Here is a 26,708-nt window from a genome sequence, read left to right on the forward strand (position 1 = left end):
TCACCTCAAGAGTTCATCTATCCTTACCAGCCGGTATCCCCTTTGTTTCAGCCAGTCAATGACCTGCGGCAATTCATTGAATAACGGATCCGGACGCCTGGGCGTGGCCCCGATATGCATCAGTAATATGAATCCGTTCAGTCCGTCAGCGGCTTCTTTTTTACGGATGGATTGCAGGATGGATGGGGTGTTCCGGTAGTTTTTATCCTCCGGCGATGTGTAATCTGCGTGGCTGATCGTTCCGGGGGTATAATTGACCAGTTGCCTGCCCAGTTCATGTGTCCATGCCACAATACTGTCATTATACCATTCATAGGGCGGCAGGAAATAAGTCGCTTTTGCCAGGTCGATTCCAAAACGCGCCATCTCCTTTTCATTGGCAAGCAGGTCCTCCGCAAACTGTTTTCTGGTAACCAGGAGGCTATCGCGCTTTACCCAGTCGGCATAAAGCAGGTGTTTGTCGCTATGTGCACCCAGGTAATGCCCGTCATGCTTTAATCCTCTGATCATTTCGCTGAAAGCCTCCTGCCGGTAAAAATCTCCCGTCAGGAAAAAAGAGGCATTAACGCCGGCATTGGCAAGTGCTTTCTGGATGGTATCGCCGCCGTTCGCAAAATCGTGTCCGGTAAATACAATAGCTATTTCCTTCCTGCCGGTATCCCCCCGGATGATCGCCTGCGGGGAATCCACCCGTCGGGTGGCACCCGACGGGTGGATGGCAGGCTGGATCAATTCCCGGAATTCAGCGAGGTCGGGTTGATGTTTCCGGGGGCGATTTAACTCGTGGCGGTAAATGATCTCGCCCATTTCACGGAAAAACGGGTAACCGATACTGTCGTAATCATATTTGTTATCATTCAGCACCCCGTCGCTGTTCACATAAATGGTGCCGCTCAGCATGAACTCTATATTGTGCACGAAGTCCACGATATAGGCCACTTCAGTCAGGTACCCAAAGGACCAGCCGGATTTACCGAAGCTGCGGATATGTGCGGGAGGTTTCAGTTTGCCATCCCTGAAAAGGAAAAACTTTGTGTAACTATCGAAAAATTCAGTCGTGTCGTAACGGGGGAAATCGGTTTCCGAAGGCAGGCGCGCCATGTTCTCCAGCACCAGCCTGCGATCTGCGGAATCAATGCGGAACCTTTTTACCAGCGGCATGGAGCCGGGGAATATGACCGCCTGCATCATCTGCTGCAGGTGTTGCAGTGGCATGACGTTGTGTGCGGTAAAATCCATTGGGGCATTGATCAGCGAATCAAATCGGTTGTAATGCGCTTCCCCAACCAGGATTTTGCGGCTAAAATCAAAAGGGCCGGTGTTATAAGCAGCAGGTTGCCGGTATAACAGACGCCCCTGCGCATTCATAAAACGGATTGGATTGCTATGGCGGTTCTCTTCTTCACTCATGGATACAAACCTGCGTGTGATGCGGCTTCCGGAATATCCCATCTCCTTAAGGCGGCTGTTCAGCCTGCCCTGCCCGACAAGTTCATACAAACGGTTATAGGCATCGTTATCACTCACTACAAAGATCTTCCGGGTATAATGTGCCACTGAAGGCAACCCGTTCGCCGAAGTGGAATCAGCCAGCACAACAGTTTGTCCTGAAAAAGCGGAATCGGTCAGCATGGTGGAATGAACATCCACTCCATACTCTTTCCATTCATGCAGTTGCTCGAGGGCCAGCAGGGCCGTGGGCAACTTAACCATGGATGCCGGATTGAAATAGGCATTGGAATCCACACGTAAATATTGATGATGAAACCGGGGCTGGTTGTTCTTGTCGCGATCGATGCGCGTATAGATGAACTGGTAGCGGAAGTTTCCGGGATCGTCCAATACTGAGGTTAGGCGGCGACTTGCTGACTGGCGGACCAGGTTTTCCAGGGCTTTTGTGTGTAACAGAATTTTATTTTGTTGTGCGAAGACTGTCATGCAGCAACAGAGCATGGTTAGTATTGAAAACCAGATTCTACTCATTACCGGAACTTGATGAATAAAGAATGGGTAAGATAAATATTCCCGTTATTTTTGGCCACGTTAAATTGCTTGTTATGAAGTTAGTTTCTTATCTCCGCGAAGGTCATGATCAACTGGGAATTTTTGTTGATGGATATATCTACAGTACGGATTCCCTCCATCCCGACCTGCCCGGAAACATGAATATGTTTTTACAATACTGGGAAGATGCCTTCCCCATGGCGCAACTGGCAGAGCGAATGGTAAGGGAAGGCAGGATCCAGAAAGACAAGGGATTCCCTATTGACCAGGCTTACCTGCTGGCGCCGGTTCCCTTTCCGACTTCCTGCCGCGATGGATACGCTTTCCGCCAGCATGTGGCTTCCGCTCGCCGCAACCGCAATGCACCCATGATCCCGGAGTTTGACCAATACCCCATTTTTTATTTCACCAACCATACCAGTATCCAGGGGCCTGGTGAAGTCATATGTATGCCCGATCATTTTGAAAAACTTGATTTCGAACTCGAAGCAGCTGTTGTTGTCTGCAAGGCTGGTCGAAATATCAGGGCGGAAGATGCAGATGAATACATCGGCGGCCTGATGATTATGAATGACCTGAGTGCAAGGCGCCTGCAGATGGAAGAAATGCTGCTGAACCTGGGACCCGCAAAGGGAAAGGATTTCAGCACGGTGATTGGCCCCTGGCTGGTTACGCTGGACGAACTGGCGGATTACGAAATTGAACCTAAACCCGGTCATACCGGAAAGAACTGGAACCTTCGCATGCAATGCCGCGTGAATGGTGTGCAGGTCAGCGATGGCAACCTGGGTGATATGGACTGGACCTTTGCAGAAATCATCGAACGTTGTTCCTACGGTGTAAGCCTTCACCCCGGGGATGTTATTGGCAGCGGAACAGTAGGCACCGGCTGCTTCCTGGAACTGAATGGTACCGGCAGACTCAATGATCCCAATTATCCCGAACAATGGCTGAAGGATGGCGATGTGGTGGAACTTGAAATTGACGGGCTTGGCATCCTGACCAATACCATTGTTGCTGAACCAACGGATTATTCTATCCTGGCGAGAAAAAAATAAACCATGCAGATCAACCTCTCTGAAATACCCGTAATGCAGGCCCAGCAATGGCTGCAGCATGCAGTATCACCTCGACCCATTTGCTTTGCATCTACTGTCGGCAAAGACGGGGAAGTGAACCTGAGTCCGTTTTCCTTTTTCAACATGTTCTCCTCCCGGCCACCGATCCTTATTTTTTCGCCGGCACGAAGAGTGAGGGATAATACCACAAAAGACACGCTGGAAAATGTACTGGAAGTGCCTGAAGTGGTGATCAATATTGTGGACTGGGATATGGTACAGCAGATCTCACTGGCCAGTTGCGAATATCCCAAAGGTGTAAACGAATTTATTAAGGCCGGATTTACTGAAGAGCCTGCTACACTGGTTAAGCCACCGATGGTGAAAGAGAGCAAGGTAAAGATGGAGTGTAAGGTCCTGGAGGTGAAATCGCTTGGTACGGAAGGAGGTGCAGGCAACCTGGTAATCTGTGAGGTACTTCGTATGCACGTAAACGATAGTATCCTGAATGAGGCCGGCACCATGATCGACCAGCATAAACTGCATCATGTTGCCAGACTGGGAGCGAACTGGTATTGCAGGGTTGACCCTTCCAACCTGTTTGAGGTGGAGAAACCGAATGTACAGCTTGGAATTGGTATTGATATGCTTCCTGCGAATATCCGTAACAGTAAGATCCTGACCGGCAATGACCTCGGGCAACTCGGCAACGTCCATGATATGCCGGTAGTGGACCCCACATTCCACGATGACCGGCTCAAAAATATTTTCCAGTATTATTCGGTTAGTCCCGATGAAATGGAAAAGGAATTACACCAATACGCGAAGGAACTGCTCGGGCAGAAAAAAGTACAGGAAGCCTGGCAGGTGCTGTTGGCATTGAACTGAGCATCCGGTTTGGGTGCGACTGCACTAACCAAGCATCAGGTCAGGATGCAGGAGATCAAGTGACACTCCTTTTGAAGGATAGTTATCCATCAGGTAACCCAGAATTTCAGGGATATTATTTTCATATCTGATGGACGGGATATTTTCCCCGCCGATCCAGTCAAGGAAAACATTGCTGAAATGCGCATCGATATGGTTCACCACTTTAATGCCCAGTTCGGCCAGCGCAGCGGCATTACAATACTGTTCATATTGTCCCTTTATCGGAATGACCATAAGTTTCTTTCCAAGGTGCATCACTTCCGCGGGTGTTTCAAAACCGGCACCGGTAATCACGCCATAAGACCTGATCATGCTTTCATTGAAGAGGCGCTGCTGAACTGGAATCAGCTTTACGTTTTCAACTGTTACCACCTGCTTCACTTCCCTGGAAAATATTTCAAAGCGGAATGCTTTCAGGTCATTAAACACTTTGGTAAGCACCTTGTCGTTGAAGGCAGAGAGATAAACCGTGATATGACCAGCATTAGCCGGTTCAGCCTGCAGGATTTCTTTTTTAATGATGGGTTCAAAAATAAAATCATCATAGGCCCTGAAATGCAATCCGAGATACTGACTGGCACGCGCATAGTGTTTCAATAAAAATTCCCCCATAACCTCCCTGTTTGCCGGTCGCGGCGCCAGGGGCGATTGAAACGCCGCCTGGTGACCGAAATTTACAGAGGGGATTTTTTTGTACGCACAGGCCAGCGAGGTGATGCATTCGAAATCGTTGATCACCACATCGTATTTTTCAACCGGTAATTCTTTTATCTCTTTCAACAACCTGGCGGGGTTGAGCTGCCGGGCAATTTTTTTGTACTGCAACCCTCCGTTCGTATTGTAAAACAAACTCATTCCCCTGCTTCTGTACCGTACCGGCAGGTCATTCTGCAACTGGCTGTTGGCGCCACTCAGGAAAATATCCACCTTACCAAACCTGCGCAGGTAGGGAAGTAATTGGGTAGCGCGGGAAATGTGCCCGTTACCGGTGGCCTGAACAGAATAAAGTATTTTCATGTGTTTGTAGTTTGTGGTTGTTTTCTTTACTGTGGCTCAAACAGCCAGTGAGCTTACATAAAAGTTTACCTCATCGGTAATAACATTGATTGCCGGGGTGCTCGTCTCGTGCCTGGTGCCGGCGAATTCTTTTTCATCGTACTGATAAATATGCCAGTCGTTCTGGTAGAATTCCAGGGAGGTCATATGCTCTACCCAATCGCCGGAATTGAGGTACATGACTTTCCCCCTTTCGGTTTCCACCACTCTTTTCTGGGGTTGGTGGATATGCCCGCAGATCACATAATCGTACTGTTTTTCGATGGCGATCTCCGCGGCAGTCATCTCGAAATCATTGATGCGTGTAACGGCTTTGTTCACGCTGGCCATAACAGATTTGGAAAGTGACACCCGGTCGCGGCCGATTATTTTCATCATCCGGTTGATGAGGCGGTTGAGCAGGATCAGGAAACCGTAGCCGCTGCTGCCAAGTTTGGCCCAGAACTTCGCCGCCCCGCGGGTGGTGTTGTCGAACACATCACCATGGAATATCCAGGTCATTTTATGGTTGATCTCGATCACCACTTTATCGGTAAGCTGGAAATTGCCCAGTTGGATATCACAATAGCGGCGCATGATCTCATCGTGGTTTCCTGTGATATAGATAACCCTGGTGCCTTTGCCCATCATGCAAAGGATCTCTTTTACCACCGCCATATGCGATGCGGGGAAATAATGCCTGCTGAACTGCCAGCCATCAATAATATCTCCATTCAGGATCAGCATCTGGGGAGCGATGCTTTTCAGGTAATTGAGTACCTCTTTGGCCTTGCAACCGTAAGTTCCAAGGTGGAGATCGGATAATATTGCTACATCGAGGGGGCGTTTTTCCATTAGAATGGTTTGTCAAAATTCCCTCACAGGTGTTACCTCCGTATAAAGCCAGGGTTAAGGAATAGTAACCCTTGTGCTAAGGAATTGTTATCCCCTCAAATGCGTTATTTTTGCGCTTCAAAATTTGGCGAATGCATTTATCAGAACAAGAACAGATCCGCAGGGAGAAGCTTCAACAACTAAAGGAACTGGGTATTGACCCTTATCCTGCCCCATTATTCCCGGTTAATACCACTGCCGCATATATCAGGGAGAACTATAAAGGAGAGGAAAACAAGGCCGATTTCGCGGAAGTCTGCCTGGCCGGACGAATCATGAGCATCCGCGACATGGGTAAGGCCAGCTTTGCGGTAATGCAGGATAGTACCAGCCGCATCCAGATCTATGTTCGACGCGATGATATTTGCCCGGGAGAGGATAAAACCCTCTACGACAAGGTTTGGAAGCACCTGTCTGATATCGGTGATATCTATGGGATTAAAGGGTTTGTGTTCACCACCAAAACCGGTGAAACCTCCATTCACGTGCAGGAACTGACCTTGCTGACCAAAGCATTGAAACCGCTTCCGGTGGTAAAGGAAGCCGAGGGGCAGACCTTCGACGCCGTTACCGATCCCGAATTCAAATACCGCCAGCGCTATGCCGACCTGGTAATCAATCCGCAGGTTCGCGAAACTTTCGTGAAGCGCACAAAAATGATCAACACGATCCGGGAATTCCTGAATGAGCGTGGTGCCCTGGAAGTGGATACCCCGGTACTGCAGGCCATTCCCGGTGGTGCTGCCGCAAGGCCTTTTATCACCCACCACAATGCGCTGGATGTACCTTTTTACCTGCGTATCGCAAACGAACTGTACCTCAAGCGCTGTATTGTTGGCGGGTTTGATTGGGTATATGAATTCAGCCGAAATTTCCGCAACGAAGGAATGGACCGGACACACAACCCGGAGTTCACCATCCTCGAATGGTATACAGCCTATAAAGATTATTACTGGATGATGGAAACCACTGAGCAATTGCTTGAGAAAGTAGCCATTGCCCTGCACGGCACTACCGAGCTGACCGTGGGTGAGAAAACCATCTCCTTTAAGGCGCCTTTCAAACGGATATCCATATTCGAATCTGTGAAGGAAAATACGGGTATTGATATCAGTGAGCTGGACGAAGCCGGCCTGCGTGAAGTGTGCAAAAAACTGAACATTCCGGTTGATCCCAATATCGGAAAGGGCAAACTGATCGATGAGATCTTCGGCGCCACCAGCGAACACACTTATACCCAGCCTACATTCATTACCGATTATCCGGTAGAGATGAGTCCGCTGACCAAGAAGCATCGCAGCAAAGCCGGACTGGTTGAGCGTTTCGAGCTGATGGTGAACGGCAAGGAAATTGCGAATGCCTATTCAGAACTCAATGATCCCATTGACCAGCGAGAGCGGTTTGAAGAGCAGGTGAAACTGATGGAACGCGGAGATGACGAAGCCATGTTCATCGACCAGGACTTCCTGCGCGCCCTCGAATATGGTATGCCCCCTACCTCGGGTATCGGTATCGGAATAGACCGTCTTTGCATGCTGATGACCAACCAGCCATCTATCCAGGATGTGTTGTTGTTCCCCCAGATGAGGCCGGAAAATTTTGAAGACTGAGCTTATACAAAGAGGTCATTCATCAGTTTCTGTGCCGGGTTGACTGCGTAACGGGTGAAATCCGTTATTCCTTCCGCGGTGAGCACTTCTTCGTCAATAAAGAAATTTCCCGTGCATTCATAGGAAGGTCGCTGCAGGATATGGAAAGCTGCGTCTGCCACAATTTCCGGCGTACGGCTGCGCTGAACCAGGAAATCACCTCCCAGTAAGTTTTCCACTGCGGCTGTTGCAATAGTGGTCTTTGGCCACAGCGCGTTGGCAGCAATCCGGTGTGGTTTCAGTTCTTCAGCAAGGCCATATACCACCATGCTCATACCATATTTGCTCATGGTATAGGCGAGATGGGGCGCAAACCAGCGGGGATCCATATTAAGGGGTGGTGACAGATTCAGGATATGCGGGTTATGTGATTTTTTCAGGTGTGGTATACAGGCTTTGGACATGAGGAAAGTGCCACGGACATTGATACCATGCATCAGGTCCCACCGCTTTGCTTCTGTTTGCTCTGTAGGGGTCAGGCTGATAGCGCTGGCATTATTTACCAGGATATCTATCCCACCAAATAGTTCCACCGTAGTTTTCACTATTTGCTCAATGCTTTCCTCGAAGCGGATATCTCCCTGCAGCGGAAGCACTTTCCCTGGTCCGGCTTTTGCAATCTCTTCGGCCGCAGTATAAATGGTTCCTTCAAGTTTTGGATGGGGTTCAGCGGTCTTGGCTGCAATAGCAACATTGGCTCCTTCTGCTGCAAGCCGCAGTGCTATTGCTTTTCCGATGCCCCGGCTACCACCTGTGATCAATACATTTTTGTGCTGGAATAACATGTTTTCTGAGGTTTTATATGGCTTTCCGGCCATTTGAACAAGGAAAGCTAACGGAAGTTAGCAGAGTTCTACCAAATAACACTTCGTAATTCTACGAAATCAGCAGTATTTCATGAAGCCTGCAGATTCAGCAATAATGCTCTTGTCTTGTTATAGGATGGTTAATACTTTTGTTATGTCAGTGATCGATATCAAATCAACCAAATCCTTAGAAAAATCAACCTGATGTAAATCAGTAAAATCCAAGAAAATCCTAAACAAGTAGAACCATTATCCTAAAGGCGAAAGCCGGAAAAACCAAGAGCATCACAATATCCAGAAAGACCAAGAGCATCCAAGAATCCAAAGAAAGACCAGGAAAATCCATCGATCCGAAGAAAAACCAAAGAAGATCTGACATCGCTGAACTGACAAAGTAGTAAGTAGTTTTAAAATCCAGTATCATTCATTGTCCAATTCCTAGTGAATGACCGTCCACAAAATTTGTACCTATCGATGACCGAGACCTTGTAAGTTCTGAATCGTACAAAAAAATTTATGTCCCGATGTTTTCCAGAACATCGGGACTTTTTTTTACTTCTGTATGGAATTGATTATACAGGCTTAATCCACCACAATAGTCTTCATGTTCACGAACTCTTTGATACCTGGTTTTCCCAGTTCGCGTCCATAACCTGATTTTTTTACACCGCCGAATGGCAAACGGGGATCTGATTTCACCAGGGAGTTAATGAAAACAGCTCCTGTATTCAGTTGTCTTGCCAGGGCCATTCCCTTATCCGTATTTTTTGTCCAGATACTACCTGCCAGGCCATACCTTGAGTTATTGGCCAGCTTTATAGCCGCGGCTTCTGTTCTTGCGGTGATTACTGCAACCAGGGGCCCGAAGGTTTCTTCATCAAATGCCGCCATACCCGGTTCCACCCCCAACAATAATGATGGTTGCAGGTTGCAGCCATCGACGGAACCGCCATATTCGAGCTGGGCTCCCCTGGCAATTGCATTCCGGATCTGTTGCTGAATCTGTTCCGCAAGGTCGGGACGGGCCATGGGGCCAACCCTGATACCCGGTTCAAATGGATTGCCTTGCCGGAAATCTTGGATTCCTTCCAACAGGTGTGGAAGGAAATCATTCATGGCATCTTTAATGACAATCAGCCTTTTGGAAGCGATACAACTTTGCCCGGCATTCAAGAGCCGTGATTGCAGTGCAACCCTGGCGGCCTTTTTCATATCTGCATCGGGTAAAACGATCAGCGCGTCAGATCCCCCCAGTTCCAGCAGGGATTTTTTGAGGTGTTTCCCGGCAAGGGAAGCAACCGCAACGCCCGCCCGTTCACTGCCGGTAAGTGTGACCCCCTGGACAATATCTGCCGCGATAATCTTTTCGGATCTCTCCGCTGCTATTACCAGGGATTGAAATACACCCGCCGGAGCGCCCGCCTGGCGGAAAATATCTTCAATCGCCAACGCACAGCCAAACACTGTGGGTGCATGTTTAAGGAGGGCTACATTACCTGCCATCAGGGTTGGGGCTGCAAATCGGAAAACCTGCCAGAAAGGGAAATTCCAGGGCATTATTGCAAATACAGCTCCTACCGGCTGGTGTACCATTATACTCCTGGTGAAGCCTGCTTCAATGACCTCATCTGCCAGAAAATTGCGGGCATGGCTGGCATAATATTCGCAAACCCAGGCCGACTTTTCGACTTCCGCCAATGCTTCCGGCAACACTTTGCCCATCTCCATGGTAATGAGGCGGGCAAATTTGTCCTTTTCCGAACGAAGGATGGAAGCCACGCTGAGAAGGACTTCCGACCGGAGGGCAAAAGAGAAATTACGCCAGTTGGAAAATGCTTCACCTGCAGTTATCAATTTCAAATCAATGGAAGCGTCATCCATTTCCGGGTATTCCGCAATGGTCTCCTGCGTATAGGGATATACTGATCTGAAAACTCCCATAAGCGTATTTTAGGTCGCTGTTCATCCGTTGAACACTGTTCACCCGTCGGGTGGCACCCGACGGGTGAACAGTGTTCAGGCCAGGTTCATATAAGGTTTGTTCTGGAGGATGGTCTCGATACGGGCCATCACATCGTCGGTAAGGACGGGCAGCACATCAAGGGCGCGCAGGTTTTCTTCAAGTTGTTCGCGGCGGGTAGCACCGAGGATGGCCGTGGTGGTATTCGGGTTGCGAATCGTCCACGCGATGGCCATTCCGGCCAGGGAAACGCCCAGTTCCCTGGACAGGTGATCCAGCTGGCGCAGTTTTTCGATCTTGTCTCCCTGCATCCAGCGGTCTTTCAGCCACTCGAATCCTTCGAGTCCAAGCCGGGCCCCTTCGGGAAAACCGGCCAGGTATTTACCGGTCAGGAAGCCGGCAGCCAGAGGGCTCCAGATAGTGGTTCCCAATCCTACATTCTGGAAAACAGGGGTGTAATCCATTTCCATTTTATTCCGCTCGAACATATTGTACTGCGGTTGTTCCATTACGGGTCCGATCAGGTTATACTGTTGTGCCACCCTGTGAGCCTCCATAATTTCGGCGCCGCTCCACATGCTGGTTCCCCAGTACAATACCTTACCCTGCAGGATCAGGTTATGCATGGTCCATACCACTTCCTCAATAGGAACAGCGGGATCAGGGCGATGGCAGAAATACAGGTCCAGATAGTCGGTCTGCAGGCGATCCAGGGCCTCGTGGCAGGCTTCCACAATATGTTTACGGCTTAGACCTGTCTGGTTGGGCTTGTTGTTTTCGCGCCAGCCAAAAAACACTTTGGACGACAGCACATAAGAAGTACGGTCCCAGTTTTTGGCCTTCAGCACGCGGCCCATCATCTTCTCACTTTCGCCCAGCGCATAGCCCTCGGCGTTATCAAAAAAGTTAACACCATTGTCATAGGCAACGCCCATCAACTCATCGGCGATACTGTCGCCGATCTGCTTGTGGAAGCTTACCCAGCTTCCGTAACTTAATACGCTTAATTGGAGGCCTGTACGGCCCATACGACGATACAACATATAAGGAGGTTTGTGGTTTATCTTTTACAGTTGGCGACAAATTGAATTGAGATCTGGGCTTTTCTGCCTGATCCTGTTGATACAGCCCCATTGACCATTCACCACATTTACTCATTCTCCTTCCGCCCCATCCCCACCGAATCGGCCGCAACGGTTCCCGCAGCAGTGCTGTCAGCAGGTGGCCCGTTGAATCCGCCTTTCGGCACCAGCACCTGGCCCGTGATCTGTTTAATCAGGTACCAGTTGAATGACTGGTCTGCCTCCAGTCCCGTTCCGTATATCACTTTATCAGGCTGATGAATCTCCACTTCCTTTTCCGTGTAGAAAATCTGCTTTGTCTGGTCCCACCACAATTCCTTGCAACGCAGTGTGTCTTTTCGGATATTGAACACCGTTACACTGTCGCGAAGGAAAACCTTCTGCTCCGTTTCCCGGTAGCGGCCATACAGTGCATTCAACTGACTCTCCACCTTAAGACTGTCGTTGAAAAAATCAACGTGCAGGCTTTTCGGGAACTCAATATATGGTGAATCGGTCTGGTAGCGAAGCATAACCGGGGCCGTCAGCTTTGCCTTCATCTTACCTCCCTGGCTCAGGTAACTCTCAATGAATTTTGCCTCTTCCACCGCAATCCGCTTCTGTGACAATGCATTCAGTTCTTCTTCTGTATTCTCACATGCAGTGAAAAAAAGGCAGCACACAAAGGGTGCTGCAATTAATAATTTCAACCGGGTAATATGTGAACCGCGATTAGTCATACTTGCGTTTAACAAACCAGAGGTCACTCAAGGTAACACCCAGGGATACACGAAACAGGTTTTCTTTCAGCAGGGTCTGGTTATTTCCCCTCCGGCCAAATTCCAGTCCCAGGTTCAGGTTGGTATATTGATTACTGAACCTGTTCGGGCGGATCGGAAAACCGAAACCGGCCGTCACAGCATATTGATCCAGTTCCTGCTTATTGTAGCGGATATAGTCCGGGCCGTAGTTAAAGCCCAGCCGGTAAGTCACCCTTCCCCAGTAATTTGAACCCATGGCATTGGGAATAAACTGTCCCCCAACCCTGATCTTCCAGTTGGTGGCTACACTGTCTTTCGCATCATAGAGGCGGAAATCATCCCAGCTGGTGGTGGTATAATCGGCCCCTAACAGCCATTTGTCCTGCTTTTCCAGGGTAAATCCACCAGAAATGGAACCAGGAAAGGTAACAGTGCCATCAATATCGTTTTCCCTGTACACACTGTCGCGGGTATAGGTTCCGCCTGCACCATCGTATTCGAATGTTTCGCGGATCAGGTCTTTTTTGGCACTGTAATTCCGTTTGAAAGCAGCAGTAGCCCCTAAAACGAGGCGCAGGTCCTTACTCAGTTTGGCGCGGTACTGCACACCTGTTTGCAGGAATATTCCCCCGAAATTGGCCTTGGTTTGGTAATTCCCTTTGTAATAGGCCACGGTATCGTTCAGGAAATTCTTCCGGGTGGCAAAATCCTTGGTGCCAAAATAGTAGCCGAAATTAACCCCAACACTGAAATTCCCGAATCCCTTACCCAGACCGGCATAAGCCTGGTAAGATCCGCCCGTACCCTCGTAAGTGGTCAGGGTAGAATCAATACTGTTGCCGGTAACGGGGTTCAGTTCCCTGGCATAAGACTCCACCTTGTAGTTGATCCTGCTGATAGGTCGCAGGCCGAATATCATGGCAAAATTGTGCTTGCGGCTGAGCGGAATACCAAGGTGTACGTAGGAGATATTGGCAAAACTGGCCTTGTATTTTTCGATATTATTCTGCTCGCGTAAAACCTGGTTCTCCACTTCAAAGCCCAGGTCGAAAGAGGTAATCCGCAGGCGGGAATAGGATGCCGGGTTGGTAAAGTTGATGGCCTGGGAACGGGGATAGATTTGTTTCAGGTCGTATCGTTCATCATAATCTACATAGCCTGTTCCGATTCCACCCATCCCGCGGGTTGCGATCGGTGTGCTGGGAACCAGGTTACCCCAGCCGTACCTTGAGTAGGGGGAGTTTTCCTGGGCCTGGGTTACCAACCCGCAAAAAGCCATTAATAAAAGCAGTAATTGGGGTTTTGGTCGTTTAATTACACTCACTGATCGCATACAGTCCTTTAAATATTAAATTCTGGTCGGCAAATATCTTGTTTTTTAGGTGCGGCACAAAATAGCTCGAATTACCCCCGGTTAACAGCACGTTAAAGTTCCCGTACCGTTCCTTGTAGGCGTCAATAAAACCATCGATCTCTTTGGCCATTCCCAGGATCACCCCGCTGGTGATATTGGTAACGGTATCATACCCTACCAGTGGAAAATTCCAGTCCTCCTGTACCAAAGGCAGTTTGGCCGTATAATCCCGCAGGCTCCGGAACCGCATTTCCATGCCGGGTGAAATACCGCCTCCCAGGAACTCGTGGTTCCGGTTCACGAAATTATAGGTAATGGCTGTCCCCAGGGCAATTGCCAGGTTGTTCCGCCGGGGGAAAAGGTTCACTGCTGCCGCCACCAGCGCCAGACGGTCTGCCCCGATGGTGGAGGGTTTACCCACCGGTGTGGTAAATGGCAGGTTGGTGAGATGGGATAACTTATGAAAGCCGCCACCAGCCTGTAAGATATCCTCTACGGCAGGGTCATGGTTCATGACCGAGGAAAGGATTGTCTTGCCGGGGCGGTATTCCGCCAGCACCTTTTCAATGGTAGCCGGGAAGATATCCTCCAGCAGGATCACCTCCTGCAATTCTGCCCCTTTAAAGACAGCATATTTCTGCCGGGTATTCCCGAAATCAAAACAGAGCGTGGTTCCAGCCATTTGGTTACAGGTCTAAATCGAGCGAAGATAGGTTTTTAAAATGGCCGTTAAGCTTCACTTTTTCCTTTAAGTGCTCCATTTCTGCAATAACCGGCAACACTTTGGCGAGATGGCGTTTCAGGTATTCCTGCCGCTGCAGTTCGTGCATCAGCCCCAGGAGCTCATATTCCTCCTCCAGCGACATGCCTGCATGATGCGCCACGTCATAACTGTTGAGGTGATCGTCCGGCTTCCTGAAATCCTTTTCCACCTGCAACAACCGGTGTAATTCCCGGATACCTGATACCACCCGCTGCATCAGCTCACGCTTGCCCATACCCTGTGAATTATGGGGATAGGTTACAATGGCCCCGCTGTATAACTTGTCCGGGATCTCCTTCACTGTTTCGAGTATCCGGAAAACCTGCTGGCCTTCCGTGCGGATATCCATCTCCCCGTTATCATAGGTTTTACTGATTTCCGTTACCCGAACAAGGGTGCCTAGCTCACCCATTTTCTGGTTGATTATGGTGGGTATGCCAAAGGTTTTTTTCTGGTCGATGCATTCGCGGATCAATTGACGGTAACGGGGTTCAAAAATGTGGAGATTCAATTGCTCACCGGGATATACAACAATACCAAGAGGAAATATCGGAATGAAATTTGTCATGACTTGTCCCTCCGGTACAAATATAATAAGTAAGGCTGCTGCATCCGGAAAAGAGTTAAGCAGAAAAAATGAACGGGAAAAAAACTATTAAACGATCTTCACAAAAGACAGATTAACCAGTTACCATGTGGAACAATTTACTCAGGGATATCATGCAGGGTGATGTAAAAAGCATCGCCCGGAGCATTTCATTAATTGAAAATGAAGTGCCCGGATATGAGGAGCTGATGGTTTCCCTGCCGCATTTCACCACACCGGTGATCGGCATCACAGGCCCGCCCGGCGCGGGTAAAAGCACCCTGGTGGATGCTCTTATCGGGGAGATGATTTCCCGCGAAAAAAAAGTGGCCGTGCTTTGCGTAGATCCTTCCTCGCCGTTTAATATGGGAGCCGTACTGGGCGATCGCATCCGCATGAGCAACTGGTACAATCATCCCCATGTGTTTATCCGCTCACTTGCCACCCGCGGCTCTCTGGGGGGATTACATCCGCATATCATCGAGATCACGGAATTGCTTAAAGTAGCCCCTTTCGATTATATCCTGGTGGAAACAGTGGGCGTCGGACAGAGTGAAATCGAGATCGTGGGGCTGGCAGATATTACCACGGTGGTGCTGGTGCCTGAAGCAGGTGATGAGATACAGACCATGAAAGCGGGGCTCATGGAAATCGCCGATGTGTTCGTAGTGAATAAATGTGACCGGCCCGATGCCGACCAGTTTGTGCGCAACCTGAGAAGCATGCTGGCGCCAACTTTCAGCAGGCATAGCGATGCTGTTCCGATCATCAAAACAATTGCTTCCTCACAGCAGGGCATAACCGAATTATTAAATTCCATCGACAGCCTGCTGCAGCATCACAGTACCAGGGATAAAAAATCATGGTTGCTGGCCGAACGCGCCTACCATCTCATTGAACGCAACCGGATGAAGGATATCAACAAAAATCGGCTCAGGGAAGCCATTGAGGAACTGCAATCCCAAAACGCCTTCAACCTGTACCGGTTTGTGATGCAATTCCATTAACGCGTCTGACGTGCGTCTGACGTACGTCAGACGCACGTCAGACGCGTTAGAAATCACAGCCGATCGGAGCGCCGGGGGGCATTTCCGCATGCAGGGTTGGTTTCGCCTTATCGGGAGCCTTCATCCGCTCCAGGGCCAGTGCATAATGGGCTTTCTGCACGGGATCGGCGGCAGCCTTCTGCTGCTGTTCAATCCATACTTTCAGATCGGCCAACACTTTTACACCCGCACCCCTGGCGGCCACATTCATTTGCTCATTCACCGACCAGGCCATCAGGTAGGTCAGTAAAACGTGCTCAGTCTGCTGCTGTACCAACAGTTCCATGCCGCTGCGGCGTTTTGCCTTAAAGGTCTTCTGGAGGACAAGGTCGGCCATCTCCTTTGTTCCGAGTCCGCCATTTGCCCCCAGTTGCTCCATCCTGCTGAGTCTTTCCGGGTGAAACAGAAAGGATAACGGCAGGTCTGCCGCTGTTTCTGCGGGCGACAGCACATCGAAATTCAGCCCGGTGCGTTTGCGGAACAATTCGCGGTTAAAGCCATATCCGGCAGGGCGCGGAGGGATCAGCGCCGTAATCTTTTCCGGTAGAACCAGTGCCGTCGGATCGATGGTCTGAAGCACCGCATCCAGGGCTTTCAGTTGTACCGCTTTGGGAACCATCTTCAGGATGGTTTGTCCATCACCCCTGGTGGCATAGGTATAATCAACCCCACCCACCAGTTTGGTAACGGCTTCTGCCTGGTAGCGGTGATAGAGGTAAACAGGTACCAGTACATCTTCAAGTAAGGCCATGGGGGTACCCGGACGAATATTTTTCTCTCCAAACTGCGACAGCGCCTTTGTCCTGATTTTCATCACTGCCTGTAATTCCCCGATGGCATCCGAACCATTGTCCCACAGGTGGGCCTGCGAGTGCGAACCACCAGGCGCGCGGGCATCCCGGTCAGAAATAAATTGCAATCCGCGCGAAGCCGCATCAGACATAATCCTGTTCAGAGCCTGGCCCTCATTGGTTCCCGGCGAAAAATCCTGATAACCCCAGGTAATTGCAACCTTATCCCACTCGCCTATTTTATCGTCATACGCTTTACTGAGGTCAATATTACCGGCCGCATCCAGTTGGGCTGCAGGGTGAGGATAGTCCATCACGCTGGCCAGGTTATTTACACTGGAGGCATAATTGTGCATGAGGCCGAGGGTATGGCCTATTTCATGCGCGGACAACTGGCGCAACCTGGCCAGCGCCATTTTCAGCATCTTATCATCTGCCGGGAGGCCGTTTTCAAAAGGTGCCAGCAAACCCTGGGCGATTAGGTAATCCTGACGAACCCTCAGAGATCCAAGGGTCACATTCCCCTTAATGATCTCGCCCGTACGGGGATCTGTAACCGAAGCACCATAACTCCAGCCCCTGGTACTACGGTGTACCCAGTTGATCATGTTATAACGGATATCCATAGGGTCTGCACTGTCGGGCAGGACCTCCACCCGAAAAGCATCCCTGTAACCTGCGGCAGTGAAGGCCTGGTTCCACCAGCGGCCTCCCTCCAGCAATGCAGATCGGATGGGTTCGGGCGTACCGTTATCGAGATAATAAATGATGGGTTTAACAGGTTCGCTGATCGCGGCAGAAGGATCTTTTTTCTGCAGGCGGTGACGGCGGGTATAATATTTTTCAATCGGCTCTGAAACGGGCGTGCTGTAATCATAATAGGAAATCGGTATAAAGCTTGAACGCGGATCAAAGAGCCTGGGTTTGTACTGGTTATCGGGCAACTGCACAAAGGAGTGATGCATGCGCAGTGTAATGGCATCATCGGCAGCTGATACGCTGCGAACATAATTTCCCACTTCCCCATCAGAATTGGTGAGGGTGATGGAGGCATCCAGTTCGGTATTCAGGGGGAAGTTTTTCGTAGCTGGGAAATGCAGTGCCGAGCGGGTTTTATCCAGGCTAAAATTGCCCTGTTTCATACCCTTAATCCGCTGGGCTGCTTTCATGGCGTCGCGAAGCAGAAAATCAGTGGCATCCACCAAAACCCTGTCGCCACTGGCAGCCTCGATGGCAAAGCCCCAGAGTACCGATTGCGCGAAGGACTGCTCTACGGCCCTTTGTTCCGCCCTGTCATTGCTGGTGGCGCGGTAGCTGTAATTGGGCTGAATCATCAGCAGCTTGCGGCCGTTGCGCTGAAATTTAACGATCTGGTGATCGCCGAGCAAACCCCGGTCGAGGCCAATATCATTGGATCCCAGTCCCGCCGGCAATGAAATGGAGTAAAGCAGTTCCTGGTCCAGCCTGCCAATTTCCAGCCACAACTTTCCATTGGCATCGTCCTTGTAAAAAGGAAGAAAACCGTCGGTGCGCGACAGGCCTTTCACTTTTTCATCAATGGTTGGCAGGGGCTGGCTGAATACTGCCAGGGGGAACAGTAATACCAGGAGAGAAAGAATGCGCATCGGTTGGAAGTTTAGCCTTCAATTTACTAAACCATCCGAATTTGCCGGTAAAATCATGGGAGACAGGGGGCCGGCGGGACTTACCCTGAAAAAATGCAAAGATCAATTCTGTCCTGATACAGGAATCAGGAGAGAATATCTTTATTTGCCCTGTACCAGCGGATGCCGATGATGGCAAACAGTGCCAACGGTGTGGCGGCCAGGTAAACGATGCCGGAATTCAGGGCTTTCGCGGGGCGTTCACCCATTTGCTGGGCGGTTTTGGTACAGATGGAACACTGCGCTTCTGCGCTGGAAGCGCCAGCCAGCAATAAGAGGGTGAAAATGACAACCAATACACGTTTCATATCCTGCATTTTGGCAAAATTAGGGAATTCACGGAATCTTCGCGTCTGACGCGCGTCTGACGTACGTCAGACGCGCGTCAGACGCGAAGGAAATTCCCGGTCATCTTGAAAAAGGAGATCTTGTCCTGCTGCAGGGCGGCAGAAACCGACAGGGCGCCAGCCGGATCTTCCTTGTAGCTGAGCGACAACCCCACAACTGTATGTTCAGTCGGGTCAATCACGTGAAGGAATTTCAGGCTGGCCGCTTCCTTCAACTGCAAGGATTTACCTAGTGCCTGCTCCAGCACCTCCTCCACCAACTGCACCATACATACACCCGGCACCACAGGCTGACCGGGAAAATGACCGGCAAATACCGGGTGCGCCGCATACCAGTTAATAGAGGCGCTCACAGTCCCTTCTTCCACTTTTAAATCCTTAACGGTAAATAAATCTCCTGCCAGCATTATCGGTCAAGTTTTTTGAGTGCAATGTTGAAATTAAAATTGTGGTGCCGGATGGAAACCGAATCAGGGGCCTGCCCGCCTCCTGAAAACAATTTCCCCTCACCCGCAAAAAGCCGGGCATCCACCAGCAGCTGACGCCGGGATCCCAGTTCAGCATGCTGCAGGGCAGCACAATCCGCATCCGTAACATACCAGGCAGTTTTCTTTCCCTTTTGAAAGCCATGGTAATATTTATATTCACGGCGCATCAGGCGGTCCGCCCCTTGCCCCAGGCCATTCATCAATACAAGGTCAAAATCATTCCGCAACGCATTCACGACCATTTTTTTATCCAGCTTTTTCATGACGTAGTGCGCCCTGAACCCACCCTCCACACCGAATTCAAAATCGAAAAATTTCACCCCGGTCTCGGTGGAGAACACCACCCTTGTACTGCCATCTTCCATGGTCTTGATCAGTAAAAGTCCGCTTAAGTTTTTCCCTGCCACTTCCACCTGAGCCTTATACAGATCAGATCCGAACACAGGCCGGAAAGCTTCCACGCAGTTGCGGTTGCCCCCTGCCGGCTGAAGGGTCTTATAAGCAGAACCGCATCCCGCCAGCACCACCAGCAAACTACTGATGAGCAAAGACCGCATCGGCAATACTGACATTGATTTCTTTTTGCTGGAAGCTGATGAGTGTATTATCGCCCCCTTGTTCAATCATATTGATATTGGCAACAGAATAATCCTTCCTGTCAACCGTTACCAGGATCTTCGAAAAAAATTCAGTCAATCCCTTTGCCACCGGAATCATCTCCACCAGGTACTGCTGCCCGTTCTCGAATGCCTTCACTTTAAAATCGGGATTGCTGAAAATGGTTCCCTGCACACAATCCACCGTCAGCCGATTGACCTTCTGGAATAGCTTGTTGGATTTCGTCGACACTTTATTTTCCTTTTGCCCATCCTTCACATACACATTATTGCCGTTGATGATCATCAGGTAACGGAAGGGATGCTGGTATTCCATCCGCACCAGGTTTTCCTTGCGGAACCAGAACTTACCTCGCGATACAATTTTCTCAGACAACAGGCTCAGGTTTTTCTCCTGCACAAAATCGCTTTTGATGGACTGGATCTTTTGCGAGGCAGCGGTAAATGCTGCCTTGAAACTGTTTATATCCGCCACCGGCTTATACCCTTTGTATTGCGCCTGTGCCATCAGGCCAACCATTACACACAGTATTAATAAAATATTACGCATACGGATTCTCATTTATCAATTCATCAAGCCGCACAAAATCATAACCCCTTTCCCTGGCTTCGTCAATAAAAGCCGGCAAAATATCCAGGGTCACCTTCGCTGTATCGTGAAAAAGCAGGATGGCGCCCGGCTGCAAAGATCGCAATAGCTTTTTAAACAGCCGCCCCTCATCTTTCGCCACGGTATCAAGCGAACGGATGTTCCAACCAATAGCCTTCATGCCACTGCGGCGGACCGCACTGGCCAGGTTGGGATTGGTCACTCCGTAAGGCGGACGGAACAACCTGGGCCGGTGTCCTATGATGCCATAAACCAGTTCATTGGTTGCATGCAATTCCTTTTCCATCCTGTTTGCACCATATAAATCAAACAACGGCGCATGACCGTAACTGTGATTACCGATGAGATGGCCTGCTTCATGTGCCTGCCTTAACAGGTCGGGCCTGGCCGCCACCCGGCTGCCGATGCAAAAGAATGCCGCAGGAACCGATTTGTCTTTTAATAATCGCAATAATTCCGGTGTATACTGCAAAACAGGACCGTCGTCAAAACTGATGGCGATCTGTTTTTTGCCTGCCGCACCACCCTTGCCTGCCGCCCCTCGGGAACCTCCCCCGCCAGAAAAATTATTCTGCCCGCTGCAAACCACCGGAAGATAAAACTGGGAATCCACACGCGCGCTGCCCCAGACGAGCACTGCCAGGTAGGCTAATAGGGAGATGGCGTAATAGGATGTTGGCATGCCACCGAACCATCCGGCAAGCATCAGTACCAGCGCGGCTATCGATGTATTCCTGAAATTCAGCATTTGGTAAGGAGTGTGAGGGAATGATAACCAGCGGTGTCGGCCAGGTAAACCAGAAAATGCCGCATAAGGGTTGGTGGTGCATCACACAAACCGGCAGGTATAGCCTGACTTTTTAATATGGTGGCGCCCAGCCAGGTTCCAAAAGATGTTGCCGTGGGATATTCACCACAAAGCAACTTAAAATATATTTTTGGCACAGAAGCGAGTAACTGGTTTTCGATGACCTCATATTGCCGGGCAGCGGCCGCTCCCGGCAGGTTACCACTGAGCACAAGATCGATCTCTCCCGCAAACAACCCGTTTTCCGCCAGCAATGCGGCAAGGGCATCCTCCAGTTTCCCGGGGGTCGGACGGAACAGGGTGCGAACCCCATTGACCCGGGCAAAAGCGCCGGCATCGGGTTCCGATCCAACCACAAAATAACAGGCACCCTCACCCGCTGGATGGCTCCTGAACAATCCGAACCTTTCGAGTATGGTATAGCTGTAATCGGTCAGTTCATCTGCTGCTCCCACCAATATTTTTGCGCCGGGGTTTTCTTTCAGGAACATATCCGCATCCAGCAGCGAAGACTCGAATGAGTGGGATCGCTGTACAAAAGTATTATTATAAGAATGGCATTTCAGCAATAAAGCTACCTGTGCACCAACGGTATTGTGGGTGGACTGGATAAAGGCTGTTGGGGTCAGCATTTCCTCCTGGTTCTCCACCATCCTTTTCAGGAAAATGCCCGTGTCTTCCAGGCAGCCATAAGCAGTGCCGGTGATGATGGCATCGGGATTTGTGCAGCCTGCCTGTTGAAGTGTATCCATTGCGGTAGCCACACCCATCCTGATGATCCTGCTCATCCGGCGGATCAGTTTAGGTTCGATGATATCCGCATAAGCGGGCTCCACACAGGCGGCCCGATGGCCCGTCAGAAGCCGCCAGTCCTGCAGGAATGAAGCTTGCCGGAAACTCAGCTGGGGCGATATGGCAGATGCTGCATTTATATACATGTCAGACAAGTGAGAATATCAGTGATGAACAATTACCCCCGAATCCGAAAGAATTCGAGATGATATGACGGATGTCGGCGTCTTCTTCAAAAACCTGCACCATCACACCCGGTTTGTCTATAACGGGCACCTCTATGCGTAATCCGGGGAACAGGCATTGCTGCCGCAGTGATACCACCGTGTAAACCGCTTCGATTCCGCCGCAGGCCGCAAGGGTATGACCGGTAAAGGATTTGGTGGAACTCATTCTCGGGTAGGCATCGCCGAAAATCCGTTGAATGGCCGTGCTTTCCGAAGCATCATTGTTCTGTGTTCCGGTTCCGTGCAGGTTGATATAACCTATTTCCGCAGGCTCCAGACCGGCCATTTTCATTGCCCCCTTCATCGCGGTGTAGGAGCCGATCCCTTCCGGGGAAGAGGCAGTCTGGTGGTGTGCATCATTGGCATTGCAATAACCCGACAACACCACGTCCATTGATTGACCAAGGGCCTTCGCTACCTGTTCACTGACCAGCACCACAAAACCTGCGCCCTCACCCAGGTTCAGTCCCCTCCTGCCTTTGTCAAAGGGCTGGCAGAGTTGCGAATCGAGGATCATCAGGGTATTAAAACCGTTCAGCGTAAAACGGGATAAGGCATCGGTTCCGCCTGCCACCACCACATCCAGCAAACCGCTCCGGATCATCCTGGCCCCCATCATGATGGCATTGGCCGAGGAGGAACAGGCAGTACTGATGGTGGTTACAAAATCACTTACACCCAGTTCAAGCGCCATTTTTTCTGTGATGGCGCCGCATTCGTGCTGGTAAACCTGACTTAGCTTCCCGGCTTTTGGATTGGCCATAAAAGCCGGAAAAAAGTCTTCGGTGAGGTCCATCCCGCCTACTGAGGTGGCGGAGATCAATCCGACCCTGCAGGCCAGTTCACCGGCCATCCAGCCCTCCGTCATCCCGCTGCCTGCGGATCTGCCGGCTTCGTCCCCGGCATGGCCGTGCAGTGAAAGTCCCGCATCCTCCAGCGCTTCCTTTGCTGCCAGGTAACCCAGCATCGCTGTACGGCTGTTGGTGCCTGTCCAGCCGCAACGGATTGCCAGCTCTTCATTGGTCGCTTTCACTTCGCCTACCGGAAACATTTCAGCATGACGGGTACGCAGGTAGCGAACCGGCCCCAATCCGGCCCTGCCTTCCTTCAGGGAGCTGATGTTTTCCTGCACATTGTCGCCAATGGCAGACACCGCACCCAGTCCTGCTATATATACCGGTGCCGCCATCTTACTTATTTGCCGCAGGCTGGTGAGCAATGATATAATCAGCCATGGTATCGATCGACTGGAATACTTTCGGGCCTTCTTCCGCATTGGCCAGTTTGATCCGGTATTTTTGCTGCATCAGGACGATCAGTTCCAGTGCGTCGATGGAGTCGAGGCCGAGCCCTTCGTTGAACAAAGGATCCCCGGCAACAATCTCTTCAGGTTTAACCTGAAGGTTCAACTGTTCAATAATCTGTTGCTTTAAATCTTCAACTAACTGCTCCCTGTTCATGGTAAAAATATTGATATAGATTTTGGGTATTAAATTCCATTGAATGTACTGAATCATCGCTGTCTGCCGATACCCTGTACAGGGTGGCATTGAACTGCTCACCAAGGATGTCGGCCCAGCCCATTAAACAAACCCGGGTTCTCCCGTCTGCAAAAATGGCCCGCACATATGAATATAAAAATTCCATATCGGGCCGGGAGGATACAAAAAAAGCCTGTTCCCCCTTAAAACAATGGCGGATACTGATCTCACCGCTTACGATATTAGGAAGGGTGTAAACAAACACGGCGGGACTCGGGATTTCCTCCATCTGGGAAACAAAACGGGCATCGGTATCGAGGCTGGAGTGGCTGTTGGCCAGGACGATAGCTTTTTCCCCCGGCTGGCAGTTGAGATTCACCCCCATCCCCAAAACAATTTCCGCAGCCAGCACGCCCAGTTTCGACAAACGATCCATCTTATACCATTTGGGGTATTGCAGGTTCAGCTTCCTGTACAAACCAACCATGAACTCATCCCCCGGAACACCAGCCTGTTCGAAGAACAGTTGCCCGTCTTTCCACGCCTGGTTATTACCAATACGGCAGGCGGCATTGATGTATAATTGTTGCGTGTGGCTCAATTCTCTGTTCCTCCTTCAATAATCTGCCTCAATTCCAGCGTACGCGCAAGTTTTTTCACATTTTTCTCATGATCGCTTACAAACGGATTATCCATATCCCATACATAACCTGCCAGTACGGAACAGATCTTTTTCTTGATCTCCGGGTCCTGGTTCCTGGCATAAAATATGGTATCCAGGGTGCCGTCGTACCAACTGTTCACATAAGTGCGGAAAGTGTTGACGCCCTGCATCATTTTCTCTGTGTACTCCTTCTCCCAGTTGATGGTTTCACCCTTCAGCTTCCTGATCACCAGGTTGGCCGCCAGCTGGCTGGAAACCGTTGCCAGTGTTACACCGGAAGAAAACACCGGATCGAGGAATTCGGTCACATTTCCTGTCAGTACAAAACCATCACCATAAAATTTATCCGTGGTGGCCGACCACGACTGCAGCAGGCGTGTATCGAAGATCTTCTCAGCATTACGGAAACGGTCGGCCAGGTAGGGTTCCGCTTCGATCAGCGCATCATACACCTCCGTATCTGTACCGGGATATTGCTCAAAAAAAGAAGGGTCGCCCACGTAACCAACAGAGGTGATGCCAGTGGCAAAAGGTATCACCCAGATCCAGACGCCGGGTTTGTGTGTAACGATCGTAATCCGGTTGGGTTCGTGTACTGATTGACGTTTGTCATCCCGCAGATGCGCGAACAATGCCTTTCGCGATGGCAGGGAAGAAGGACGGTCGAGGTTGAAGAGTTTTGGTATCACCCGGCCATAACCGCTGCCGTCAACGATGAATTTCGCCGCGATGGTATGCACATTGCCATCCCTGTCTTCTACGGTGGTGATGGAATCAGATCCATTAAAGCGTATATCCGTTACCGTTGTTTCATAAAACAGCGGGATATCCTTTTCCACGCAGCAATCGGCCAGAGTCTTGTCAAAATCGGCCCTGGTTACCTGCCAGGTCCAGGTCCATCCCTGTGTGAACTGGTCCGCGAAGGAATAATCGCAGATCATACCCTGCTTAACGAACTTGGCCCCGTACTTTTCCTGGAAGCCTTTTGCTTTCACGGCTTCAAGGAAGCCCGCTTCCTCCAATGCTTCCATGCACCGGGGCAGCAGGCTTTCGCCGATCACAAAACGCGGGAACTTCAGTTTTTCTACAATGGTTACAGAAAAGCCGGCCTTCTTAATGATGGAGGCGGCGACAGTTCCGGCAGGGCCGGCGCCAATGACCAATACGTCAGTTGTTGAGGGAATCACAAAACAAGGTTTATGGATGATTGAAATGTTGAGTTGCTTTTTGTTTGCGGCAGATGAGCAGGGTATGACCGCCTTCACCGATATGGTCAATTTGTTTTTCGATCATAAGTCCCGCATCCTCTATGCACTTCTTAAATACGGCGGAATCATACATCTGGCTGTTCCCGTTGGCCATGGCAGTGAAATAGAGAGACGTCATCTGCAGGCTGAAAGCCGCCGCGGCAAAGCGCTGGCAGTCCCAGAAGTTTTCCAGGATGAAAACATAACCATTTTCATCAAGGGCAGTATTACAGCGCTTAAGGATCGACGTTATTTCCGCATCGGAGAAACAATCCAGGAACTGGCTCATCCAGATACCGTCGTGTCCCCTCGGGAATTGCTGTGCTTCATCCAGGATATTTACCGGGTGAAAACTAATGCGATCCGACAGGCCCAGAGATTCGATCCTTTCCATGGCCATATTTACCTGTCCGGGTAAATCCATAATGGTTACATGGATATCCGGGGCATATTGTGCGCAGGAGATGGCCCATTTTCCTGTATTGCCACCGATGTCGATGATGTTTTTAACGCCGGTTTCAAATACCATTGGCAATGCCAGCGGAAAGGACCCATCGGAATAATAATGGTCAAAATTGAACCAGCTGGTCTGGATGTCTTTCGGGAGTTTGGAAAGGCCTTCATAGATCGTTGGCCATTCACCAAAAACTTTGAGGCCTTCCGGCTTGCCGTTTTCGATGCTCTTGTCAAGATCTGCCAGTCCTTCATAACAAACATCTCCTATAAAGTCCATGTTCACGGCGGTCAGCGGGTCACTGAGCAGGAAGAACCCGGTTTTGGTTAGACTGTACCTGTCATCATTCACGATGAGGGCACCCATACCCAGTCCGGCTTCCATCAACACACGGGCGCCATAATGGGAAAGGCCTGTTTTTTCTGCAGCCGCTTCGATGGTGATTCCGGTTTTTCCTGCTTCGCGGATTGCCTTCAGCAGCCCATTGCGTCGCATGGTTTGTGCTGCCTGGAATACTACCGGTCCGAATGCGATGCGTTGCGCTTCTTCTTTTGCCTCCAATGCCGTTTTGGTGTCTTTTGAAAAATGGTTCATAGAGAAAATAATATAGC

26 protein-coding genes are annotated in these 26,708 nt (G+C 50.2%); 4 read left to right on the plus strand and 22 right to left on the minus strand.

Annotated elements, in window-relative coordinates; genetic code table 11:
• Positions 1–1,983: a serine hydrolase gene (locus BC349_RS12890; protein WP_187257180.1), complete on the minus strand. Its 1,983-nt coding sequence runs from the start codon at positions 1,981–1,983 to the stop codon at positions 1–3.
• A 74-nt stretch (positions 1,984–2,057) separates the two neighbouring features.
• On the opposite strand from BC349_RS12890, the gene BC349_RS12895 reads away from it, so the two are divergent.
• Together BC349_RS12895 and BC349_RS12900 are read left to right on the plus strand one after the other, a co-directional pair.
• Positions 2,058–3,062 carry a fumarylacetoacetate hydrolase family protein gene (locus BC349_RS12895; RefSeq protein ID WP_187257181.1) on the plus strand — a complete coding sequence of 335 codons (1,005 nt, stop codon included), beginning with the start codon at positions 2,058–2,060 and terminating at the stop codon, positions 3,060–3,062.
• A 3-nt stretch (positions 3,063–3,065) separates the two neighbouring features.
• On the plus strand, positions 3,066–3,950 hold the full coding sequence (locus BC349_RS12900; RefSeq protein WP_187257182.1) for a flavin reductase family protein: 885 nt from the start codon (positions 3,066–3,068) through the stop codon (positions 3,948–3,950).
• A gap of 24 nt (positions 3,951–3,974) precedes the next feature.
• Here BC349_RS12900 and BC349_RS12905 read toward each other — a convergent pair whose 3' ends face one another.
• Together BC349_RS12905 and BC349_RS12910 are read right to left on the minus strand one after the other, a co-directional pair.
• The gene (locus BC349_RS12905; protein ID WP_187257183.1) at positions 3,975–5,009 is read right to left on the minus strand and encodes a glycosyltransferase family protein; all 1,035 of its coding nucleotides are present in this window, start codon (positions 5,007–5,009) and stop codon (positions 3,975–3,977) included.
• A gap of 36 nt (positions 5,010–5,045) precedes the next feature.
• On the minus strand, positions 5,046–5,882 hold the full coding sequence (locus BC349_RS12910; RefSeq protein ID WP_187257184.1) for a UDP-2,3-diacylglucosamine diphosphatase: 837 nt from the start codon (positions 5,880–5,882) through the stop codon (positions 5,046–5,048).
• A 131-nt stretch (positions 5,883–6,013) separates the two neighbouring features.
• Between BC349_RS12910 and lysS the strand changes: the two genes are divergently transcribed.
• A complete protein-coding gene (gene lysS / locus BC349_RS12915) occupies positions 6,014–7,531 on the plus strand; it encodes a lysine--tRNA ligase (RefSeq protein WP_187257185.1) in 1,518 nt (505 codons plus the stop codon).
• A 2-nt stretch (positions 7,532–7,533) separates the two neighbouring features.
• Here lysS and BC349_RS12920 read toward each other — a convergent pair whose 3' ends face one another.
• From BC349_RS12920 to BC349_RS12950, 7 genes are all read right to left on the minus strand, one after another.
• Positions 7,534–8,355 (minus strand): SDR family oxidoreductase, encoded by an 822-nt coding sequence (locus tag BC349_RS12920; RefSeq protein WP_187257186.1) that lies wholly within the window; start codon positions 8,353–8,355, stop codon positions 7,534–7,536.
• Between the two features lie 603 nt (positions 8,356–8,958).
• Positions 8,959–10,317, minus strand: coding sequence for an NAD-dependent succinate-semialdehyde dehydrogenase (locus tag BC349_RS12925; RefSeq protein WP_187257187.1), 1,359 nt, complete (start codon positions 10,315–10,317; stop codon positions 8,959–8,961).
• A 75-nt stretch (positions 10,318–10,392) separates the two neighbouring features.
• Positions 10,393–11,379, minus strand: a complete 987-nt coding sequence (locus BC349_RS12930; protein ID WP_187257188.1) for an aldo/keto reductase — start codon at positions 11,377–11,379, stop codon at positions 10,393–10,395.
• Between the two features lie 107 nt (positions 11,380–11,486).
• Positions 11,487–12,137: an LPS export ABC transporter periplasmic protein LptC gene (lptC, locus tag BC349_RS12935; protein WP_187257189.1), complete on the minus strand. Its 651-nt coding sequence runs from the start codon at positions 12,135–12,137 to the stop codon at positions 11,487–11,489.
• Entirely contained in the window at positions 12,130–13,491 is a 1,362-nt protein-coding gene (gene bamG / locus BC349_RS12940) for a BamG family beta-barrel-assembly machinery protein (protein WP_187257190.1), read from the minus strand. The genes lptC and bamG overlap by 8 nt, the downstream gene beginning before the upstream one ends.
• Positions 13,469–14,194 (minus strand): type III pantothenate kinase, encoded by a 726-nt coding sequence (locus tag BC349_RS12945; protein ID WP_187257191.1) that lies wholly within the window; start codon positions 14,192–14,194, stop codon positions 13,469–13,471. The genes bamG and BC349_RS12945 overlap by 23 nt, the downstream gene beginning before the upstream one ends.
• A 4-nt stretch (positions 14,195–14,198) precedes the next feature.
• Positions 14,199–14,843, minus strand: coding sequence for an LON peptidase substrate-binding domain-containing protein (locus BC349_RS12950; RefSeq protein WP_187257192.1), 645 nt, complete (start codon positions 14,841–14,843; stop codon positions 14,199–14,201).
• Between the two features lie 125 nt (positions 14,844–14,968).
• Here BC349_RS12950 and meaB point away from each other — a divergent pair, with 125 nt between their 5' ends.
• Positions 14,969–15,868 carry a methylmalonyl Co-A mutase-associated GTPase MeaB gene (gene meaB, locus BC349_RS12955; RefSeq protein ID WP_187257193.1) on the plus strand — a complete coding sequence of 300 codons (900 nt, stop codon included), beginning with the start codon at positions 14,969–14,971 and terminating at the stop codon, positions 15,866–15,868.
• A gap of 46 nt (positions 15,869–15,914) precedes the next feature.
• Here meaB and BC349_RS12960 read toward each other — a convergent pair whose 3' ends face one another.
• From BC349_RS12960 to BC349_RS13015, 12 genes are all read right to left on the minus strand, one after another.
• Complete coding sequence (locus tag BC349_RS12960) at positions 15,915–18,323, minus strand: zinc-dependent metalloprotease (RefSeq protein ID WP_187257194.1); 2,409 nt, start codon at positions 18,321–18,323, stop codon at positions 15,915–15,917.
• A gap of 125 nt (positions 18,324–18,448) precedes the next feature.
• The gene (locus BC349_RS12965; RefSeq protein WP_187257195.1) at positions 18,449–18,670 is read right to left on the minus strand and encodes a hypothetical protein; all 222 of its coding nucleotides are present in this window, start codon (positions 18,668–18,670) and stop codon (positions 18,449–18,451) included.
• A 77-nt stretch (positions 18,671–18,747) separates the two neighbouring features.
• Positions 18,748–19,116: an ApeI family dehydratase gene (locus BC349_RS12970; RefSeq protein WP_187257196.1), complete on the minus strand. Its 369-nt coding sequence runs from the start codon at positions 19,114–19,116 to the stop codon at positions 18,748–18,750.
• On the minus strand, positions 19,116–19,769 hold the full coding sequence (gene lolB2, locus BC349_RS12975; RefSeq protein ID WP_187257197.1) for a flexirubin biosynthesis protein LolB2: 654 nt from the start codon (positions 19,767–19,769) through the stop codon (positions 19,116–19,118). The genes BC349_RS12970 and lolB2 overlap by 1 nt, the downstream gene beginning before the upstream one ends.
• Positions 19,732–20,364, minus strand: a complete 633-nt coding sequence (gene lolA2, locus BC349_RS12980) for a flexirubin biosynthesis/transport protein LolA2 (protein ID WP_187257198.1) — start codon at positions 20,362–20,364, stop codon at positions 19,732–19,734. The genes lolB2 and lolA2 overlap by 38 nt, the downstream gene beginning before the upstream one ends.
• The gene (locus BC349_RS12985; RefSeq protein WP_187257199.1) at positions 20,357–21,172 is read right to left on the minus strand and encodes a polysaccharide deacetylase family protein; all 816 of its coding nucleotides are present in this window, start codon (positions 21,170–21,172) and stop codon (positions 20,357–20,359) included. Before BC349_RS12985 ends, lolA2 begins: the two co-directional genes overlap by 8 nt.
• Positions 21,166–22,170, minus strand: a complete 1,005-nt coding sequence (locus BC349_RS12990) for a beta-ketoacyl synthase chain length factor (protein WP_187257200.1) — start codon at positions 22,168–22,170, stop codon at positions 21,166–21,168. Before BC349_RS12990 ends, BC349_RS12985 begins: the two co-directional genes overlap by 7 nt.
• A 1-nt stretch (position 22,171) precedes the next feature.
• The gene (locus tag BC349_RS12995; protein ID WP_187257201.1) at positions 22,172–23,440 is read right to left on the minus strand and encodes a beta-ketoacyl-[acyl-carrier-protein] synthase family protein; all 1,269 of its coding nucleotides are present in this window, start codon (positions 23,438–23,440) and stop codon (positions 22,172–22,174) included.
• 1 nt (position 23,441) lies between these two features.
• Positions 23,442–23,711: a phosphopantetheine-binding protein gene (locus BC349_RS13000; RefSeq protein ID WP_187257202.1), complete on the minus strand. Its 270-nt coding sequence runs from the start codon at positions 23,709–23,711 to the stop codon at positions 23,442–23,444.
• On the minus strand, positions 23,689–24,333 hold the full coding sequence (locus BC349_RS13005) for a beta-ketoacyl-[acyl-carrier-protein] synthase family protein (protein ID WP_187257203.1): 645 nt from the start codon (positions 24,331–24,333) through the stop codon (positions 23,689–23,691). The genes BC349_RS13000 and BC349_RS13005 overlap by 23 nt, the downstream gene beginning before the upstream one ends.
• Complete coding sequence (locus BC349_RS13010) at positions 24,330–25,583, minus strand: tryptophan 7-halogenase (RefSeq protein ID WP_187257204.1); 1,254 nt, start codon at positions 25,581–25,583, stop codon at positions 24,330–24,332. Before BC349_RS13010 ends, BC349_RS13005 begins: the two co-directional genes overlap by 4 nt.
• A 10-nt stretch (positions 25,584–25,593) precedes the next feature.
• Complete coding sequence (locus BC349_RS13015) at positions 25,594–26,691, minus strand: methyltransferase (protein WP_187257205.1); 1,098 nt, start codon at positions 26,689–26,691, stop codon at positions 25,594–25,596.
• Between the last annotated feature and the right edge of the window lie 17 nt (positions 26,692–26,708).

This window comes from Flavihumibacter stibioxidans, assembly GCF_014332695.1.
GTDB classification, from domain to species: Bacteria; Bacteroidota; Bacteroidia; order Chitinophagales; family Chitinophagaceae; genus Flavihumibacter; species Flavihumibacter stibioxidans.